This is a genomic window from Tumebacillus algifaecis (genome assembly GCF_002243515.1).
Taxonomy (GTDB): Bacteria; Bacillota; Bacilli; order Tumebacillales; family Tumebacillaceae; genus Tumebacillus_A; species Tumebacillus_A algifaecis.
On record NZ_CP022657.1, the window covers coordinates 4,002,489 to 4,019,924 of the forward strand.

20 protein-coding genes are annotated in these 17,436 nt (G+C 55.0%); 2 read left to right on the forward strand and 18 right to left on the reverse strand.

What is annotated here, in order from left to right; genetic code table 11:
• Positions 1 to 77: 77 nt before the first annotated feature.
• Positions 78 to 464: a YybH family protein gene (locus CIG75_RS17695; protein WP_094237849.1), complete on the reverse strand. Its 387-nt coding sequence runs from the start codon at positions 462 to 464 to the stop codon at positions 78 to 80.
• Between the two features lie 6 nt (positions 465 to 470).
• Positions 471 to 1,100, reverse strand: coding sequence for an FMN-binding negative transcriptional regulator (locus CIG75_RS17700; protein ID WP_094237850.1), 630 nt, complete (start codon positions 1,098 to 1,100; stop codon positions 471 to 473).
• A gap of 157 nt (positions 1,101 to 1,257) precedes the next feature.
• Between CIG75_RS17700 and CIG75_RS17705 the strand changes: the two genes are divergently transcribed.
• The gene (locus tag CIG75_RS17705) at positions 1,258 to 1,860 is read left to right on the forward strand and encodes a histidine phosphatase family protein (protein WP_094237851.1); all 603 of its coding nucleotides are present in this window, start codon (positions 1,258 to 1,260) and stop codon (positions 1,858 to 1,860) included.
• A 133-nt stretch (positions 1,861 to 1,993) separates the two neighbouring features.
• Here CIG75_RS17705 and CIG75_RS20840 read toward each other — a convergent pair whose 3' ends face one another.
• From CIG75_RS20840 to CIG75_RS17755, 10 genes are all read right to left on the reverse strand, one after another.
• Positions 1,994 to 2,134 carry a hypothetical protein gene (locus CIG75_RS20840; RefSeq protein ID WP_157729630.1) on the reverse strand — a complete coding sequence of 47 codons (141 nt, stop codon included), beginning with the start codon at positions 2,132 to 2,134 and terminating at the stop codon, positions 1,994 to 1,996.
• Positions 2,131 to 3,420: a helix-turn-helix domain-containing protein gene (locus CIG75_RS17710; RefSeq protein WP_094237852.1), complete on the reverse strand. Its 1,290-nt coding sequence runs from the start codon at positions 3,418 to 3,420 to the stop codon at positions 2,131 to 2,133. The genes CIG75_RS20840 and CIG75_RS17710 overlap by 4 nt, the downstream gene beginning before the upstream one ends.
• A 407-nt stretch (positions 3,421 to 3,827) precedes the next feature.
• A complete protein-coding gene (locus tag CIG75_RS17720; protein ID WP_094237854.1) occupies positions 3,828 to 6,023 on the reverse strand; it encodes a Tex family protein in 2,196 nt (731 codons plus the stop codon).
• Positions 6,024 to 6,158: 135 nt separating this feature from the next.
• On the reverse strand, positions 6,159 to 6,794 hold the full coding sequence (locus CIG75_RS17725; protein ID WP_094237855.1) for a phosphatase PAP2 family protein: 636 nt from the start codon (positions 6,792 to 6,794) through the stop codon (positions 6,159 to 6,161).
• Between the two features lie 204 nt (positions 6,795 to 6,998).
• Positions 6,999 to 8,015 carry a PfkB family carbohydrate kinase gene (locus tag CIG75_RS17730; protein ID WP_094237856.1) on the reverse strand — a complete coding sequence of 339 codons (1,017 nt, stop codon included), beginning with the start codon at positions 8,013 to 8,015 and terminating at the stop codon, positions 6,999 to 7,001.
• Positions 8,016 to 8,038: 23 nt separating this feature from the next.
• Complete coding sequence (gene crcB / locus CIG75_RS17735; RefSeq protein ID WP_227874276.1) at positions 8,039 to 8,398, reverse strand: fluoride efflux transporter CrcB; 360 nt, start codon at positions 8,396 to 8,398, stop codon at positions 8,039 to 8,041.
• Complete coding sequence (locus tag CIG75_RS17740; protein ID WP_094237858.1) at positions 8,398 to 8,763, reverse strand: fluoride efflux transporter FluC; 366 nt, start codon at positions 8,761 to 8,763, stop codon at positions 8,398 to 8,400. Before CIG75_RS17740 ends, crcB begins: the two co-directional genes overlap by 1 nt.
• 15 nt (positions 8,764 to 8,778) lie before the next feature.
• The gene (locus tag CIG75_RS17745) at positions 8,779 to 9,573 is read right to left on the reverse strand and encodes a class I SAM-dependent methyltransferase (protein ID WP_094237859.1); all 795 of its coding nucleotides are present in this window, start codon (positions 9,571 to 9,573) and stop codon (positions 8,779 to 8,781) included.
• Positions 9,574 to 9,720: 147 nt separating this feature from the next.
• Complete coding sequence (locus CIG75_RS17750; RefSeq protein WP_094237860.1) at positions 9,721 to 10,095, reverse strand: BsuPI-related putative proteinase inhibitor; 375 nt, start codon at positions 10,093 to 10,095, stop codon at positions 9,721 to 9,723.
• A 124-nt stretch (positions 10,096 to 10,219) separates the two neighbouring features.
• Positions 10,220 to 11,527, reverse strand: a complete 1,308-nt coding sequence (locus CIG75_RS17755) for a YqaA family protein (RefSeq protein WP_094237861.1) — start codon at positions 11,525 to 11,527, stop codon at positions 10,220 to 10,222.
• Positions 11,528 to 11,717: 190 nt separating this feature from the next.
• On the opposite strand from CIG75_RS17755, the gene CIG75_RS17760 reads away from it, so the two are divergent.
• Positions 11,718 to 11,972, forward strand: coding sequence for a YuzB family protein (locus tag CIG75_RS17760; protein ID WP_094237862.1), 255 nt, complete (start codon positions 11,718 to 11,720; stop codon positions 11,970 to 11,972).
• Between the two features lie 61 nt (positions 11,973 to 12,033).
• Here the strand turns inward: CIG75_RS17760 and CIG75_RS17765 are convergent, their stop codons facing one another.
• The 6 genes from CIG75_RS17765 to CIG75_RS17790 form a co-directional block, all read right to left on the reverse strand.
• Positions 12,034 to 12,249, reverse strand: coding sequence for a DUF2922 domain-containing protein (locus tag CIG75_RS17765; protein ID WP_094237863.1), 216 nt, complete (start codon positions 12,247 to 12,249; stop codon positions 12,034 to 12,036).
• A gap of 30 nt (positions 12,250 to 12,279) precedes the next feature.
• Positions 12,280 to 12,501: a DUF1659 domain-containing protein gene (locus CIG75_RS17770; RefSeq protein ID WP_094237864.1), complete on the reverse strand. Its 222-nt coding sequence runs from the start codon at positions 12,499 to 12,501 to the stop codon at positions 12,280 to 12,282.
• Between the two features lie 384 nt (positions 12,502 to 12,885).
• On the reverse strand, positions 12,886 to 14,061 hold the full coding sequence (locus tag CIG75_RS17775) for a M20 metallopeptidase family protein (RefSeq protein ID WP_094237865.1): 1,176 nt from the start codon (positions 14,059 to 14,061) through the stop codon (positions 12,886 to 12,888).
• 101 nt (positions 14,062 to 14,162) lie between these two features.
• Positions 14,163 to 14,882, reverse strand: a complete 720-nt coding sequence (locus tag CIG75_RS17780; RefSeq protein ID WP_094237866.1) for a gamma-glutamyl-gamma-aminobutyrate hydrolase family protein — start codon at positions 14,880 to 14,882, stop codon at positions 14,163 to 14,165.
• A 49-nt stretch (positions 14,883 to 14,931) separates the two neighbouring features.
• The gene (locus CIG75_RS17785; RefSeq protein ID WP_094237867.1) at positions 14,932 to 16,200 is read right to left on the reverse strand and encodes an adenosylhomocysteinase; all 1,269 of its coding nucleotides are present in this window, start codon (positions 16,198 to 16,200) and stop codon (positions 14,932 to 14,934) included.
• A gap of 129 nt (positions 16,201 to 16,329) precedes the next feature.
• Positions 16,330 to 17,433 (reverse strand): GGDEF domain-containing protein, encoded by a 1,104-nt coding sequence (locus CIG75_RS17790; RefSeq protein WP_157729631.1) that lies wholly within the window; start codon positions 17,431 to 17,433, stop codon positions 16,330 to 16,332.
• Positions 17,434 to 17,436 lie beyond the last annotated feature (3 nt).

The window sequence follows — 17,436 nt, forward strand, 5'->3', positions numbered from 1 at the left end:
GCGAAGTACGCCTTTTGAAAGGTCTGATACATTTCGTGGAGTGCATTATTTTTCTGTCTTATCAGATAATTTTAAGTTCAATCGCGGACGACACTCAAGTGCTCATGAACGATCTGCCAGCGCCCATCGCGTTTGGTCAACACGTTGGTGCCGCGCCCACTGCCCGCTTGCAGCACGCCGTCGATCAGGCCCTGCCAATGGAACTCATACGTGCAGGTAGACACCGACTCGCTTTGCGCCAGCCAGCGCACGCCGCGAATGCTGTACACTTCCTCCAAAACGGTCGCCCAACCTTTGTCAAAATAGGCTTGGATCTCGGCGGTGCCTTCACAATTGCTGTCGGTAAACCAGTAGACCGCATCTTCGGCGATCAACTCTGCCACCTGCGCAAAGTCATGCGAGTTGGTGGCGTCTTCGTACCGCTTCATAAACAGGTTCAATTCGGCGCTGAGCGTTTTGTTCATCGGAGATTACTCCTTTGCCATTTTCTTAGTCGCCTGTCGCTCCATCAATTCAGCGACCGCAGCTGCTTGGGCGCTGTCTTGAGAGCGAAGCGCTTCGACCACATGTTGCTGCAGTTCTGGAGATTTATTTTGATTGAGTTTTTGCTTGCCTTCCAACTTCGTGAGCACGATTTTAAACCCGACGATCCCGCCCAAGATGCGCTCGGCATAATCTTGGCTTTCTGCCATCTTCCAAGGCTTGGGCAACCCCGATTCAAAGAAGTCCACCGATCGATCCAACAGTTCCAACAGCGCTTCCCGCTCCTCGAACACTTCGATCTTGCCATACGCGTGCACCGCCGTATAGTTCCACGTCGGCACATTGTCCGCCTTTTGGTACCAGGTCGGTGAAATGTAGTGATGCGGGCCAGAAAAGACGACCAACACGTTATCGACTGTGCTCTGCCAATGCGGGTTGGCCCGCGCCATGTGTCCGTAGAGCACGCCGTACTCTCCTTCATCCACCAAGAAGAACGGCAGGTGTGTGCCCATCGGACCTTGCTCCGTTTGCGAGAAGAGAATGCCAAACGGTTGTGCTTCGATCATCTGCTTGATTTCAGCGACATCAACAACCTTAAAATGTTGCGGAGTATACATCTTGTGCTCCCTCCGTTTCTCTTTTAATTGTAATTCTTTCCTGCTCCTGTGTGAAGCTCGACCAAGAAGAATTGCGCATCCACTGGTTTTTTGCTTGCCTGCGCTGGAAGTTGCGAGTATGCTGTGTGTTCAGGAGAGCAAAGGAGGCAGAGAAGAAATGGAGATCTTGCTGATTCGTCACGGGGAGTCTGAAGCCGATCTGTTGCAGGTGCACGAAGGTCGGGCCGATTTCCCCTTGACGGAGCGCGGCCGACAGCAGGTGCGGGCGATGGCGGCACGAGTACAAGCGGAGATGCCGCCTGAACTCATTTTCGGAAGCACATTGCTGCGAGCACAAGAGACGGCCACCCTGTTGTCTGAGGCGGTCGGTTGCCCCTTGGAACTGTTGCCCGATCTGATGGAGATCAACAATGGCAAGCAGGCCGGACTGCCGCTTGCAGAAGGCGATCGACTCCATCCGATCCCGACCTTGCCGCATGTGCCATTCGAGGAAGGCGAGTCGTGGTTTCAATTTCGAATGCGGGCAGAAAGTGTCTTGTCACAGATCATCACGACCTGTGCCGGGAGAAACGAGCGGATCGCAATCGTTTCACACGGCGGGATGATCTCCGCACTGCTCCAGTCTTTCTTGCGGATGCCGGTGCTGAACACTTGCTATTTCCACTCGGGAGATACGGCGATTCATGTGTTGGTGCATCGAGAGCCGCAACGCATGGTGCGGGTGCTCAATGATACGGAGCATCTGAAGAGCCTCAGCTAGGCGATCTGCTTTTGGTACACTGTGCCAAGCTGTCTTAGTGTATTATCTAGCGGTACGCAAGGTACGCGAAAAAGAGCCTCACCGATCGGCGAGGCTCTTCTGCATCCTTCTGTTGTCGATCTGCTACGTTCGTCTACACGAGCGGTTGTGTGGCCAGCGGGCTCACAACTTCCGGGTCCGGCCAAAAAATCTCAGTGCCCGCTGCAGATGCTGTAGCGGTGTTCATCGCGAGCGCTGCGGCGGCGAGCAAAACAAGAAGTCCAGCTTTTTTCATAATACAATTCCCCTCTCTTCTAATATCTGCCGACTATATCTACGAATTTCCTCTAAGATGCCGACTGCCTGCTTGTGTTCGTTTGCTTCGAGATACAGTCCGGCAAGCTCGTACATCGTGTCATCCCATTCCTTGACTTCATCCATCTGCTTGAAACAATCGGCGGCCGACTGCAGACGACGAATCGCTTCCTCGCGCTGTGACCGCTTAACGGCCATCCGCCCGTACACGCGATTGATCCAAGCCTGATACAGGTGTAATTCTGGCAATAGTGCTCGGGCCTCTCGACACAACTCTTCCGCCTCTTGAAATTCCCCTTCGAGAAACAAAAGCTTGGCCAATTCCACTTTCGCCATGCCCTCTTCCTCTCGTTGCCCCAGTTCTTGGAGTTTGACGATCGCATCCTGCAGCATTCGCTTTGCTTCTTCTCCTCGACCCTGTTGGCCGTGTAGAACAGCGCAAGTCACTTGCGTTTTGACCGTCATGAGCACATTGTCCAAACCCTCAAAAATAGCCGTTGCCCGCTCCGAATAGGCCGACGCTTTCTCCAAGTCGTTGAGGCGTTTATAACTCATGCCAAGCCCCATGTACACTTTGCCGACTTGATACAGGCTGTTCGAACATTCGTAAAGGCCGGACGCTCCGTTGAAGTAATCGACCGCATCTTCCAAATTCCCCAGCTTGGAATGAACCAACCCCAAGTTGAACAAAATGCCCGCTTTCAAAAACACGTCTTGCTCGTCCATTTTGTCCGCTTCTTCCAACCCTTTGTGCCATTGATAGGCGGCCAGTTGATAGCGTTTGCGGCGGAATTCGATGTGACCGATGTTTTTCAAGGTGAGAGCCTGTTGCTGATGGTCTTGACGGAGGATGGATAGCTCGTAAACATTGTTGAACAGCCGTTCCGCATCCTCCAATTGCCCGGTGTGCAGATAGCAATCGGCCAGTTCGAACATGATATCCGTCGTCGAGATCTGGGAACGCGGAGTATCCAGCAGCTCTTTTAACAACGGGATCGCCGAACTGTGCTCCTTCGCTGCCACCATCGCCCGCGCCATCTTATATGTGCTCACATACTCCAAATTCAGATCGACATCTGACAATAGCTTCTCAAGCGGCACTTCCAACCTTTCTGCAATTGCGAAAAGAATCTTATAGGACGGTCGCGCCCGATCCGATTCGATCTGCGAAATCATGCTGGGGGTGCACAAACCTTTTGCCAAGTCAATCTGGGTGATTCCTTTCTTCATACGCAATTCACGAATACGCTGCCCGAGGGAAAACATATTGCCGGCCACCTGCCTTCCTATTTTATCTCACCTGCATAGATTATACAATAGGAGAATTAATTTGTCTATAAATACTTTACTATCATTTTATGTTTAAAATCATTTTGTCGAATCACACAACTTTTTTGATAGGCATTTACAGGGATATATTTCCTCCGCTGAAGATCTGCGACGCTTTTGGGGACAAAAAAAACCGCCTCTGGCACAAGGCGCAGAGGCGGATGCAACCCACCGATAATTTTCTCAAACCAGCGGTCGTCGCAATAGGAAAGTAGTGGTGTGATTCCGTCAACTCCATCGTACTCCGAAATAATTATGAAGTCAATCGTTATCAGAAAATTTCCGTTCATTACAACGCGGTTACAAAACGATTTCATGTAAGTTGCAAGCCCTGTAGGGTGCACTTACATCCCCGCTGCTTCTACTTCTGATTGTATGCCTTTTGCGGTCAGCGCAATCCGCCCTTTTTTCAGATCGACCGACAGCACCTTCACATCGAGCACATCCCCGATTGCCACCACATCCATCGGATGTTTGACAAAGCGATCGGACAGCACCGAAATGTGCACCAATCCGTCCTGCTTGACTCCGATGTCCACAAACGCGCCAAAATCGACGACGTTGCGCACCGTCCCTTTCAAGATCATGCCCGGCTGGAGATCTTCCATTTTCAGCACGTCGGTGCGGAACACTGGCTTGGGCAGTTCATCACGCGGGTCGCGGCCCGGTTTGCGCAACGCTTCGACGATGTCGCGCAACGTCGGCACGCCCGCCCCCAACTGCTCGGCCAGCGCGTCGAGATCGATCTGTTCCAGGCTCGCCTTCAGTTCGGCGCGTTTGCGCAGGTCGGCAACATCTTCGACCCGATAGCCTAGCGTTTGCAGCAGTTCCTTCGCCACCGCATAGGACTCCGGATGGATCGGCGTGTTGTCGAGCGGATTTTTCCCATCGGAAATGCGCAGGAAGCCCACCGCCTGTTGGTAGGTTTTCGGCCCCAAGCGCGGAACTTTGCCCAACTGCTTGCGATCTGTAAATTTGCCGACCTCTTCGCGGTACAGCACCACATTTTTCGCCACGTTCGCCGAAAGACCTGATATGTAAGACAACAGCGATGGCGACGCGGTATTCAGATCGACGCCGACCGAGTTGACCGCCGATTCGACGACGCCTGCAAGCTGCTCTTCCAAGCGTTTTTGCGACACGTCATGCTGATACAGACCTACGCCGATCGACTTCGGGTCGATCTTGACCAGTTCGGCCAACGGGTCTTGCAGACGACGGCCGATCGAAATGGCCGAACGCTCCGCCACGTCGAGGTCGGGAAACTCCTCCCCAGCCAGCTTCGATGCGGAGTAGACGGAGGCGCCCGCTTCGCTGACGATCAGATAGACCAGCTCCGGATGGGTCGATTTGACCTCTTGGATCAGATCGGCGACAAACAGTTCGGTCTCGCGGGATGCGGTGCCGTTGCCGATGGTGATCACTTCTACGCCGTGCTGGTCGATCAAGTTTTTGAAAATCCGCTTCGCCTCGTCGATCTTGTTCAGCGGCGGAGTCGGATAGGTGACGGCGATGGCCAGCACTTTGCCCGTTTCGTCGATCACCGCCACTTTACAGCCGGTGCGGTAGGCCGGATCGACGGCTAGCACCGTCTTACCTTTGATCGGAGACTGCAAGAGCAGATTTTTCAAATTTTGCGCGAAGACTTTGATCGCCTGCTCTTCGGCCACTTCGGTCAGCATCGTGCGGATTTCCCGTTCGATCGAGGGAGCGATCAAGCGCTTGTAGCTGTCTTCCAATGCGGAGCGCAGATGCTCGCTGGCAGAAGTCGGCTTGTTCGGCAGGTGCATCTGTTCCAGCACGCGTTGGATGTCGCCTGTTGGTGCGATGATCGAGATGCGCAGCGCCTCTTCCTTTTCGCCGCGGTTCATCGCCAACACCCGATGCGGGGGGAGTTTCTCCAGCCGTTCCTCATGTTCCGCATACTGAGCGTACACGTCGCGCTCCTCATCGCCTTTGCCTGTGGCCGCACTTTTGATCGATCCTTTGCGGCGGGTCAGATCGCGGATCTTCTGCCGGGTCGGCGCATCGTCCGCCACTTCTTCCGCATAGATGTCGAGCGCGCCCTGCAAAGCCTCTTCCCCGCTCGCGACGCCTTTCTCCGCATCCACGTAGCGAGTCGCCTCTTGCAACACATCGCCGTGTCCCTCCGCGACCAGCCAGCTTTTGAGCGGTTCCAACCCTTTTTCCCGCGCCACGCTGGCTCGCGTTTTGCGCTTCGGACGGTAGGGGCGGTAGATGTCTTCCAATTCGGTCAGCGTCGTCGCTTGGGCGATCGCCGCCGCCAGCTCGTCGGTCATCTTCTCCTGCTCGCTGATCAGGCGGTGCACCTCCGCACGGCGTTCCGAGAGGTTGCGCAAGAACTGCAGACGCTCTTGGATGCTGCGGAGCTGGTTTTCATCCAATTCCCCCGTCATCTCCTTGCGGTAACGGGCGATAAACGGAATCGTATTGCCTTCATCGAGCAGCCCGGTTACAGCGCTCACCTGCTGTGGGCGGAGCTTGAGCTCACCTGCGATCACTTTGGAAAAATCGGTCATGAAAGTCCTCCTCTTGCCTTGCGTTTTCCTAATCTTATCTTTTCGTTTCGATCCCAGCTAATTCCTATCTCAGAGCCAACTGGGGATCGGAACGGACCACCTCGACAAATTCAACAAAAACGGCAGCGTCTCTCGTTACGCTGCCGTCCGTTTCTGCTGATGATACCATACGGCTAAGGCCAGCAGACTCGCCCCGCCCAAAAAACCGCCGACCACATCGCTTGGGTAATGCACGCCCAAATAGATACGCGACGTCCCGATCGAAAGCACCATCAGGATGCAGATCGTCAGGATCAAGGTGCGGACTTTGCGGTTCTCCACCTTCAGCCACGCGAGGAAGCCCAGCACCCCATACAGCGCAAACGCCGACATGGAGTGTCCGCTCGGAAAGGAGAAGCCGTCGGCGTGCACCAGCGGATTGAAATCGGGACGCATGCGCTGAAACACGTTTTTCAACAGATAATTGAACAGGCCCGACGAGATCACCACCGCCATAAAGAGGAGCAGTTCCATACGAGAAGTGCCCAGCTTATAAAGCAAAAACAGCGCTACGAGCGAAACGACCACCACCATGCCGCCGTTGCCGATCGCCGTAAACAACAGCATCACTTTGGTCATCAGTTCAGAGTGTAGCCCGGTGATAAACGCGATCACCGACTCGTCAAATCCATCCATATACTTGCCATCGGTCACTTGTGCGATCAACAGCAATCCGCACACCGAAAGCAAGCTGATATAAAAAGCTCGCGTCAATTTCATGTTGAGATTCATCCGTAGTATCACCCGCTCTTTCCACAGTGTCCTGTAGTAAATTATACGGACAAGCCGCGCAAAGAAAACCCCAGTTTGGAAATCTGAGATTTTTTGTCACTATTTAGGGAAATATTGTATGTCTCATAAATAGGCTGACCAGAGTGACCAGAGTGACCAGAGTGACCAGTGCGTCCTAAGCACCCTGAGCTACCTGAAACCGCTTTACCGAGTCTCCCCCACTTTGCCGCCACCAATTCTACGGCGGTTCTCGTACATGAAGTCGTACACTTCCTGCTTGGTCGGCAAGGCGGGAATCGCACCGAGGCGCGAGACGGTCAACGCCCCGACCGCATTGGCGTAGCGGGCCATCTCCTCGATTTCTTCGGAGATCGACAGCGAGTAGTCGAGCGACCGCCCTTGCACCCGATCGACCAATTGACGCAAAAAGCCTGCGACAAAGCCATCGCCAGCCCCGGTTGCATCGAGCAGTTTCGTGCGAAACGGCATCACGCGCGCCTGCAAGTTTTGCGTTTTATAAAAAACGCCTTTCTCAGCGAGCGTCACAAAGACGATCTTCGGCCCGAGCGCGAGCAGCTCGGCCGCCCCTTTTTCCAAATCGGTTGTGCCCGTCAGGAATTCCAACTCCTCTTCGCTGACTTTCAACAGATCGGACAGCGATGCGGTCTCCCGCACTTTTGCTTTGCCTTCCTCTTCTCGCCCGCGCCAGAGGCCGAGTCGGAAATTGACGTCAAAGGAAACGATCACGCCATGCGTGCGGGCCAGCTGTTGCGCTTTCACAGTCGCGCGGAACGCGTCTTGCAGCAGTTGGGTCACCGAGCCGATGTGGATGACGCGCGCCTGTTTGATCAGTTCTTCGCTGATGTCCGCTTCTTCGAGTAACATGTCGGCCGACGGATTTCGGTAAAAATGAAAGGAGCGATCGCCCGCCTCGTCGATCGCCACAAACGCCAGCCCCGTCTTGGCCTCCTGTGTGCGCACACAACCGGACGTGTCCACACCATGCGCTCGCAACGTCTCCAGCAAATAATCGCCGAACGGGTCGGCGCTAAATTTCCCTAAAAAAGCGGCGCGGCCGCCAAGCTTGGCCACACCGACCGCCACGTTGGCCGGAGCTCCGCCTGCCGCTTTTTGAAAACCGGGCACTTTGTCCAGCGTCACGCCCGTCTCCTGCGGCATAAAGTCGATGATCATCTCACCGATCGAAAGCACGTCGTACATCAAATAACCTCCGCATCGAGTTGTTACCAACCAAGATTCCACACATAGCCCAGCCCTGCGGCGCCGATGCCAATACAGGCAGAGGCGAGCACATAGGCTATCGCAAGGCCCGTTCTCCCGCGTTCCCAGAGCGTCACCGCTTCCACGCCAAACGTGGAAAACGTTGTGAACGCCCCTAGCACGCCGGTGCCAAGAAACCAGCGCAGCGTGCCTTCCGCTGTGACGGCGACCAAAAGACCCATACAAAACGACCCGAGCACATTGACCAGAAACGTGGGCAGCGGCCATGCCCCGCTCCACCGTTTGATGATCAACTGCCCGAGCCCATAGCGCAGCGGTGCGCCGAGCGCCCCGCCAAGCAGAACGGCTAGCCACGCCTCCATCAAGCACGCACCGTCCTTCTTGCTGCCAACCAGCCGCACCCGGCCAGGGCGATTCCACCGAGCAAACTGCCCCCGACATAGAGGAGTGCACTCCACCAGCGCTCCTGTTGCACAAAGGCCAGCGTCTCCACGCTAAACGTGGAGAAAGTCGTAAATCCGCCGAGGACGCCTGCCGATATGCCGATGCGAACCGCTTCTGGCAGTTTGCCCTTCACCGCCGTATAGGGCAGAAAAAAACCGAGCACGAGACAGCCGAGCCAATTGATGCCCATCGTGGTCCACGCGCCATACGGCAAAATTTCCCCTGCTGCCAAACGCAACATGGCGCCGAGCGCGCCGCCGACAAACAGTGCTGCATAGACCACGCTCGACGCCTCCCTCTAGTCTGCCGCTTTGACCGCTTTCCAGATCGTCCAGCGATCCTGCTCCAACACCTCTTGGATGCCGCGCTTGAACATCTGCTCCTGAATGTGGGCGACCAACTCCTGCAATTCCGGGTCGCTCAACTCATGCAAGATCGAGCGTCCCGTGCGGGTGAGCAGATCGGCGGCAAGATCTTCGAGATCTGAGTAGACCTTGCGCGTCTCCCACATCTCGTGCACCTCAAGTCCGGTAAACCCGGCCGCTTGCAGGCAAGAGAGCATCGTCTCGCTGGAATGACGGCGCTTGATTTCGCGTTCGATCAAGCGCGGGTATAGCTCAAAAAAGTAGCCGCGCAAATGATTTTCATTGCCCGGCATCAGACAGTCTTCCGGCGTGCGGTTTTGGATGAGCAACGTGCCGCCCGGACGCAAAATGCGCAACGCTTCGGCAAACGTCGCCGTCAGTTCTTCCGCTTTGATGTGATGAGTCAGCGCCCGTTTTAAGATCAGGTCGCACGATGCATCCGCCAGCCCCGTCACCTGCGCATCGCCGTTCTGGTACGTGATCTGCGGATAGCCTGCCGTCTGAGCGCGCGCCCCGGCCAGCATTTCTGCTGAAAAATCAATGCCGGTGACGCTCGCTGCCCCTAGATTTGCAAACGCCCGCGAATAGATACCGCCGCCACAGCCGATATCGACCGCATGTTTGCCGCGCACATCGACTAGCTTTTCAATCATGGCCGTCCACGAAACGTCCGCGTGACGGCGCGCATAGGTAAAGCGGTTTCTCTCCGCATGAAAATTGATCGCCATGATCGGTCCCCTCCACGTACTCCGATACTCACTTCCCTTGTGTATAGTTTACCACTTTTAGGAACAAAAAAGATACGGACATCTGTAGAAGATGTGCGTATCTTCGCGGTTCGGTATAGATGTGTGCTGTTCAGTATAGATGCGTGCTTAAACGACAGGCTCGTTCCTGCCCACCAACTCGATCTGCGTCTCTGCACGCTCCTCAGTTCCCACGATCCAACCGCAGAGCTTGATCGGGCCGCGCGCTACTTGGCGGCCATTAAAGTCGGTTTGCTTCCATTCAGCTTTGAACATCCGCGAGTCGCCCGGCTGGATGATCAAAGTGGACAGCATCTGTGCGAAGAGGCGATCGTGGCTCCATTGCCACAGTGTTTGACCCTCCCGTTCGGCTGTCACATCGAAGCGTTGTGCAGTTGCAAAATGGTACTCGCGCGCCTCAGCCCCCTCATTTTGCAAAAGCAGTGTGATGAGCACCGTTTCATGCGGACGATAGGTAGTCTTGTCTGTGCGGATGGTGAGCATCAAAAGTACCTCCGTTTCCAAAGAGTCCTTTTTTATCAATACTCATCGTCCGGCCAGTTTAGCACGCACCCAGGTCTGCATGCCTGTCCAAAAAAAGAGAGCCAAAGCAATTGGCTCTCGTCGTTTATTCATGTGAGATCTTAAAATTTCCACGCTCCACAGCTCGAAATACAAATCGCGTGATCAGACAGCCGATCATCCACAGGATTCCAGCCGTCAATCCACCCATCGTCGAGGATAGCGCATACTCTCCGACCAACATGGCCGAGAGCGGTGCGATGATGATCAGCGAAAAGGCGATGAGCAAGCCCAACACGCGCTTCCACCAGTGCTTTTGCGTGATCCAGACCAGATAAGCAAGCGACGTGTAGAGCAGAATCGCCGTCATCACTTGACCGCTCGGCAACGTGTGCAGCTGCAGTGCCAACGTGTCTCCCGTCACCTCAAGCAACATGTCAACGGTGTTTTCCACCGTGGCCGGGAAGAAGTAGCGAAACGATGCTTGAATCAGCAACGTCCCGATCACAAGCCCTGCAAACAACCGCATCTTCGTACTTTTGCGCAGATGGAACAACAACACGAAGGAAATGAATAGATAACCGAGCACCACGACTGGCACCGAGAACGCCCAGCTCACAATCTTAGCTGGCGACCCCCACTTCGGATGCAAGGTCTGTTGCACCCAATCGTGAGTCAGCCCGTCCGTTTTTTTAAGCAGTTCTGTGACCACATCGCCCGCGAAGACAGCCACGACAAGCGAAACGAGAATCCCGATGATCAGCAACAGCACACCACGGCGCGATCCGCGTCGAAGCGGGGTCAGAAAATCTTTGCGGAAAAAGGTGAGCAGTCCACTAAGCCGCTCACGCAACCAAGCGCCGCGTTTTGATTTCAAATAGAACCAAAGCACGAGCACCCCGACGATAATGAGTAGCCCGATCAAAAATTGCATCTCCAGCCCTTCCGGAATCTTGATCACACCGATCTGGCGCACCAAGAGCACAAGTCCGAAAAAGCGGATGCCGCGTCCGATCAACGCGCCGATGATCAGCGGCAGGCGACGCAGTTTGAACACACCGGCTGCGATTGTGAACAGTTTGAAAGGCAGCGGGATCAACCCGGCGACCACGATCGCCCAGATGCCCCAGCGCTCAAACATGCGCTGGACGGTGCCCAACCGCTCTTCCGACATAAATTTGCGGAGAATCGGATACCCCGCTTTGGAACCGATAAAATGTCCAAACAAAGAGCCAAACACCGACCCGGCCAACGCGATCGCTCCATACATAAAGCCAAGATCGGGAGCGGCGCCAGTCAACGGAATCAAGAGCAAATCGGGTGCGACAGGGAGAAACGAAGCTTCAGCAAGTGAGACGATCAGTAAGCCGATCCATCCGTAGTTCATCAACATTTCCATGATCCAGTGGAACATAACGAATCCCCCTCCTTAACGCACAGCGTTTATTAAAATCGAATCTTTTTGACTTCGTGAGATTTCGACACATTTCTACCTCTATTGTATCACCTTTCACAGGGCTGATACAGACGATTCTTGTCTTTTTTTATGATACAATACCTGTGGGAAAAAGCCTTCCCAAAATGGATTGGAAGGAAGGACTGACATGAGCCAAAAAATTACCAAACTCGATGTCTGCATCGGCAACCTCGATAAGGGAACCGACTGGGTCATCGAACAACTCAAAGCTGAGAAACCAGACCTGCAAGGTCAGCGCTGGGGATGTCTTGGCAACTGTGGCGACTGCTACAAACGTCCGTTTGTGCTCGCCGACGACCGCTGGCTGTATGAAGCGACGTCCAAAGAAGAACTGCTCACTAAACTCCGCACTGATATGAATATAGAAGACTCCTCTAAATAGTATGACAAAAAACCACCTGTCGCCCCATGGCAACAGGTGGTTTTTTTGGAATTAGGTGTCACTAGATCGTCAATTCGGCAATATCCGTCGCCACGATGCGTGCGGACGCTTTGGAGACCAGACGGCCTTGTGCGAAGCCGAAGATCCCTTTTTGCAAAATCAGGTCCATCACCGCGTTGACTGTGGATGACGTGATGCCCGATTTCGGTTCCGGAATGGAAATTTTCACTTTTTTGTTCATGTCGGTCAGGAAGTACAGTTCGAGTTCGCGTTTCATGTGCGGTCACCTCCGAGTTTTTTGGGAACGTTAGATGCGAACGAGATCTTCGCGGTCTACGCGCTGGATGAAGCTCAAGCGCCAGGATGAAAGCGAAGCGAGCGCTTCCCCGACCTGATAGAGGTCGTCTGCTGTTGCCGTCGGGAGTACGCGCGGATAGGATTTGTCTTTGTACACCGCGTTGCCCTCCCCGTCTGTGCCCGTTTGCAAACGAAGCACCATGCTGGAGAAACCTTGGTTGATGTCGATCATGTCATCGCCCTCCTTTTGGGTTGTGGAGGCTTGTCCTGCGCCTCACACCCTTTCTATGCAGGAAAGGCGGCCGATCGGGGACATGGCAACCCAAAATTGAAAACCTCCAGCCAAAGGAATCTCCCTGACTGGAGGTTTGCCGCCACAGCGATTAGCAGCCTTGAGCTCCGTCACCGTAGCCCGGCACGAACAGGAAAAACAGGACGAAGATAATCAGAAACACAACCGCCCAACGGGTATAAATACCGAAAGTACCCATGGAACAGACCCCCTTTCAAAATGGGTATTGTTCCCTCAAGGTGTTCCCTCAAGCGATACTTCAGTAGATGCATCTATTCCGCTTTTTGTGGCGGACAAGTGTCTAGGATCGGTCAAAATGTGCGTTTACCTCGCCAGATAGGTCAGCACGCCTGCCGTCAGTAACTGCACCCCGATCGGCAACACGCGCTCATCGATGTCAAAGGCCGGATGATGCACATTGTACGAGTCAACCAGCGGCTCGGGATGCTTGCAACCGAGGAAGGTGAAGCACCCCGGCACCTGTTGCAGAAAATAGGCGAAATCCTCGCCGCTCATCTGCGGCGGCGCATCGAGCACCCGACCCGCTCCGAACTGCTCTGCCGCCACTTCGCGCATAAGCTTGGTCGCTTCCGGATGGTTGATCAGCACCGGGTATTTGAACTGGTAGTCCAGTTCGCAGGAAGCCCCAAAGCCAGCCGCGATCGAGCTGGCGATGCTTTCGATCCGCTTTGGCAACTCCTCTCGCAAAAGCGGGTCGAACGTGCGCACCGTGCCTGTCATCTCCACGACGTCCGCGATGACGTTCGCTTTGGTGCCGCCTTGGATCGTGCCGATCGACAGCACCGCCGTCTGCGTCGGATCGACCGCCCGCGAGACGATCTGCTGCAACGCCGTCACGACCTGGGCTGCCACCGGGATCGCATCGAGCGCCAGGTGCGGATAGGCAGCGTGGCCGCCTGTGCCCTTGATGCGCAGCGTAAACTCATCGGCTGATGCCATCGCCGGCCCCGGCGAAACGGCGACGATCCCCGCCGGGGCAACGGGAGCCATATGGATGCCAAATACCATGTCCACGCCTTCCAGCACACCTTCTGCGATCATCGGTGCCGCACCGCCCGGCCCTTCTTCGGCAGGCTGAAAAATGAACAGCACATCGCCTGTCAACTCCTCCCGTAGCTCAGCGAGCAACGTGGCCGCACCGAGCACGATCGTCGTATGCGCATCATGCCCGCAGGCATGCATCTTGCCCGGCACTTTGCTCGCGTACTCACACGACTTGAGATCCTGAATCGGCAACGCATCCATGTCAGCGCGCAAGGCCACCGTCTTCCCCTGCTTCGCACCGCGCAAACGCCCGACCACCCCCGTCTTGGCGATGCCCGTCCGCACCTCAAGCCCGAGGTCGGTCAACCACTCGGCGATGATCTTGCTCGTCCGCACCTCTTCAAATCCCAGTTCAGGATGCTGATGTAAATCCCGACGTGTGGCAACTAATCTCGGATATAATTCGGAAAGTCTCTTTTCAAGTAATACTTTCATTCGCTCGACCTCCTATTTAACTTATTAAAAAGTTCTAACTCTATTATATGTGATCATAAGAAAAAAGACCTCCTGAAAAAGGAGGTCTCGTTTCTTCCGCATCATTTCGCGTTGCAGGCAGCAACAAACGTTTCGAACAGACGCAGAACCGTTTGGTCCTTGCGCCACATGTTCTCCGGGTGCCACTGCACACCGAGCAGGAACGGGCCGTGCGGACGCTCGATCGCTTCGATCACGCCGTCATCGGCCACGCCCGATACGATCAGCCCCGGTGCCGCATCGCGCACCGCTTGGTGGTGATAGGTGTTGGTGCGGATGCGGGTCGCGCCATAGATCGCATGCAGTTGCGAGCCTGGCGCGACATTGACATGATGCGCGCCAAACCAGCGCGGTGCTTTTTGGCTGTGCTGGATCAGGTCGCCATCCTTTTGTGACGGAAGGTCTTGATAGATCGTCCCGCCCATCAGGATGTTGATCACTTGAACCCCGCGGCAGATGCCGAGCACCGGCTTGCCCTGCTTTTGCATCTCGTCGAACAAAATCGTCTCCAGCCAGTCGCGTACCGGGCACATCTCCCCATTGCCCGGTACGGGCTGCTCCCCGAACAGCGTCGGGTCCATATCCTCCCCGCCGCCGAGCAGCAGACCGTCCAGCTTGTGCGCCAGTGCGCGGACATGCTCTTCCTGCTCCAAAAACGGAATGGCAAGCGGTACCGCACCGACTTCAGCTAGAGCATTGGTATAGTCAGCACCGACGAAGACACCTTCAACTTCCCGCGAATACGGATGCAGGTACCCGGTCACCCCGATCAATGGTTTCATGTTGAAGCTCCTCCCCTATGCCAGGCAGAAAATCCGATTTCCTGAACGCTTACTCAGCCCAAGAATCGAGATAGCGCGCTTGTTCGGTCGACAGCTTGTCGATGCCCACGCCCCATGTTTGCAAACGCAGGTTCGCCACATATTTGTCCATCTCTTCCGGCACGGAGTAGACATGCGGGTCGAGGTTTTTGCCTTCTTCGACGATCCAGCGCAGACCCATCGCCTGCAGCGCGAACGTCATGTCCATCACTTCTGCCGGATGTCCGTCGCCAGCCGCGAGGTTGACGAGACGGCCTTCTGCCAACAAGAACACGCGGCGACCGTCGGTGAAGGTGAACTCTTCGATGTTTTTGCGCACCTCGCGCACGTTGCTCGAGAGCGCATGCAGATCAGGCTTGGAGATCTCCACGTCAAAGTGGCCAGCGTTGCAGAGGATCGCGCCGTCCTTCATCACTTCGAACGCCTCTTTGGTGATGCAATCTTTGTTACCAGTCACGGTGACGAAGAAGTCGCCATGTTTCGCCGCTTCGACGATCGGCATCACTTCATGGCCGTCCATGATCGCTTCGACCGCTTTGATCGGGTCGATCTCTGTGACGATGACGCGTGCGCCAAGACCTTTTGCTCGCATCGCCACCCCTTTGCCGCACCAACCGTAGCCGACGACAACTGCTGTCTTCCCGGATACGACGAGGTTGGTGGTGCGCATGATGCCATCCCACACCGATTGGCCTGTGCCATAGCGGTTGTCGAACAGGTATTTGCAGAACGCATCGTTGACTGCTACCATCGGGAACTTCAACGCGCCTTCTTTGTCGAGCGATTTCAGGCGCAGGATGCCGGTGGTCGTCTCTTCGCAGCCGCCGATGATGTTTTTCATCAGCTCAGCGCGGCTCGGATCGCTGTGCAGGGTGGAGACGAGGTCACCACCGTCATCGATGATCGCATCCGGTTGGAAGTCGAGCGCTTTGTTGATATGCTCCATGTACTCTTCGTTCGAGCAGCCGTGGATCGCATAGCAGGTCACGCCGCGTTCGACGAGCGCTGCAACCACATCGTCCTGCGTGGACAGCACGTTCGACGCGCACATAGCAACGTCGGCGCCGCCCGCTTTGATCAACAGGCCCAGATAGGCAGTCTTCGCTTCCAAGTGCAGGCAGATCACGATCTTTTTGCCTTTGAACGGCAGATCTCTTTCAAACTGTTCCTGCAACGTATTCAACAGCGGCATGTGCTGTGCGACCCAGTCGATTTTCAAATGACCGGACGGAGCAAGATTGATGTCTTTAATGATCGAATTCCCAAGTGCGGTGGACATAATCAAGATCACCTCTATGTAAATGGATTGGTGTACATCTCTAGCATCATGCTCCATTGTACTACATGTTATCAGGTTTCGCGAAGCACAAAATACCTAATTCCCCTATTGGAAAATAAGTGATTATGATTATCCGGCGCTCACCGTGCGATTACGACCTCTGTTTTTGGCTTGATACAGCCGTTCGTCAGCTTTGGTCCACAAAAGATTCCCGCGCGATTCGCAGTGTGTAGCCACACCGATCGAGACGGTCACCTGTACTTTATGCCCAAGTGCGGTGACAAATTCCGCCGCTTCGATCTCCTGGCGCACCCGTTCCGAAATTTCGCTCGCCGCCTGCTTGCCGAGGTGCGGGAAGACGATCATAAATTCTTCGCCGCCATAACGGCCGACCCGATCGTAGGAGCGAACATTGTGTTTGATGATCTCGGCCACCCGCCGCAGCACCTCATCGCCCGCCTCATGTCCAAACGTGTCGTTGACCCGTTTGAAATGATCGATGTCGATCAGCGCAACAGACAGCTCCGCCTCTGTGCGCGATGATAGGCGCAGATGATGATTCAACGTTCGGTCGAGCATGCGGCGGTTTTGCAACCCGGTCAAAAAGTCGGTCTCGGCCGTCTCTCGCAGTTCCGTATGCAGACGCATCTCGCGAAAGATCGCCCGATAGGTAAAGACCATCACAATCATCGTCACCACATGCACGAAGAAGAAGATGGCAGCAAATTGTTCCAAAAAGTCGATCATCGGCATCGCGCCGACGAGACTTGCCATCACGAGATTGATGATGCTGCCGATGAGCGTGACCGTCCAGACCCGCACCCGAAACGATTGCTTCGAAAGCCAAACGGAGTTGAGGTAGCCGAGAACGATCGTGATCGCCAGCAGGTTCAGCATCGTCGCATGTGCGCCTTGGTTGATCGAGATCCCATAGCGCATCAGGATGATCAACACAGCAAGCGCATAAGGCGCCCACGACAAGTAGCGCCTGCTCCAAATAAACATCAGCAACAGCGGAACGATCCGCGTGTCAACCATCGCGCCATTTTCTAGTTGATAGGCAAACAGCATCGACAGCAGCGCGGCAAATCCATGAATGAGGATGCCGTACAACGTGCGTAACCGCTCCGACTTTCCTTCGATGAATCGAAGATAGACATACTGTTGCAAATAGACCAAAGAAACCAATACAGAAGCATTGGTGATCATAGCTCCAAGAAAAGTACCCGTCAACAA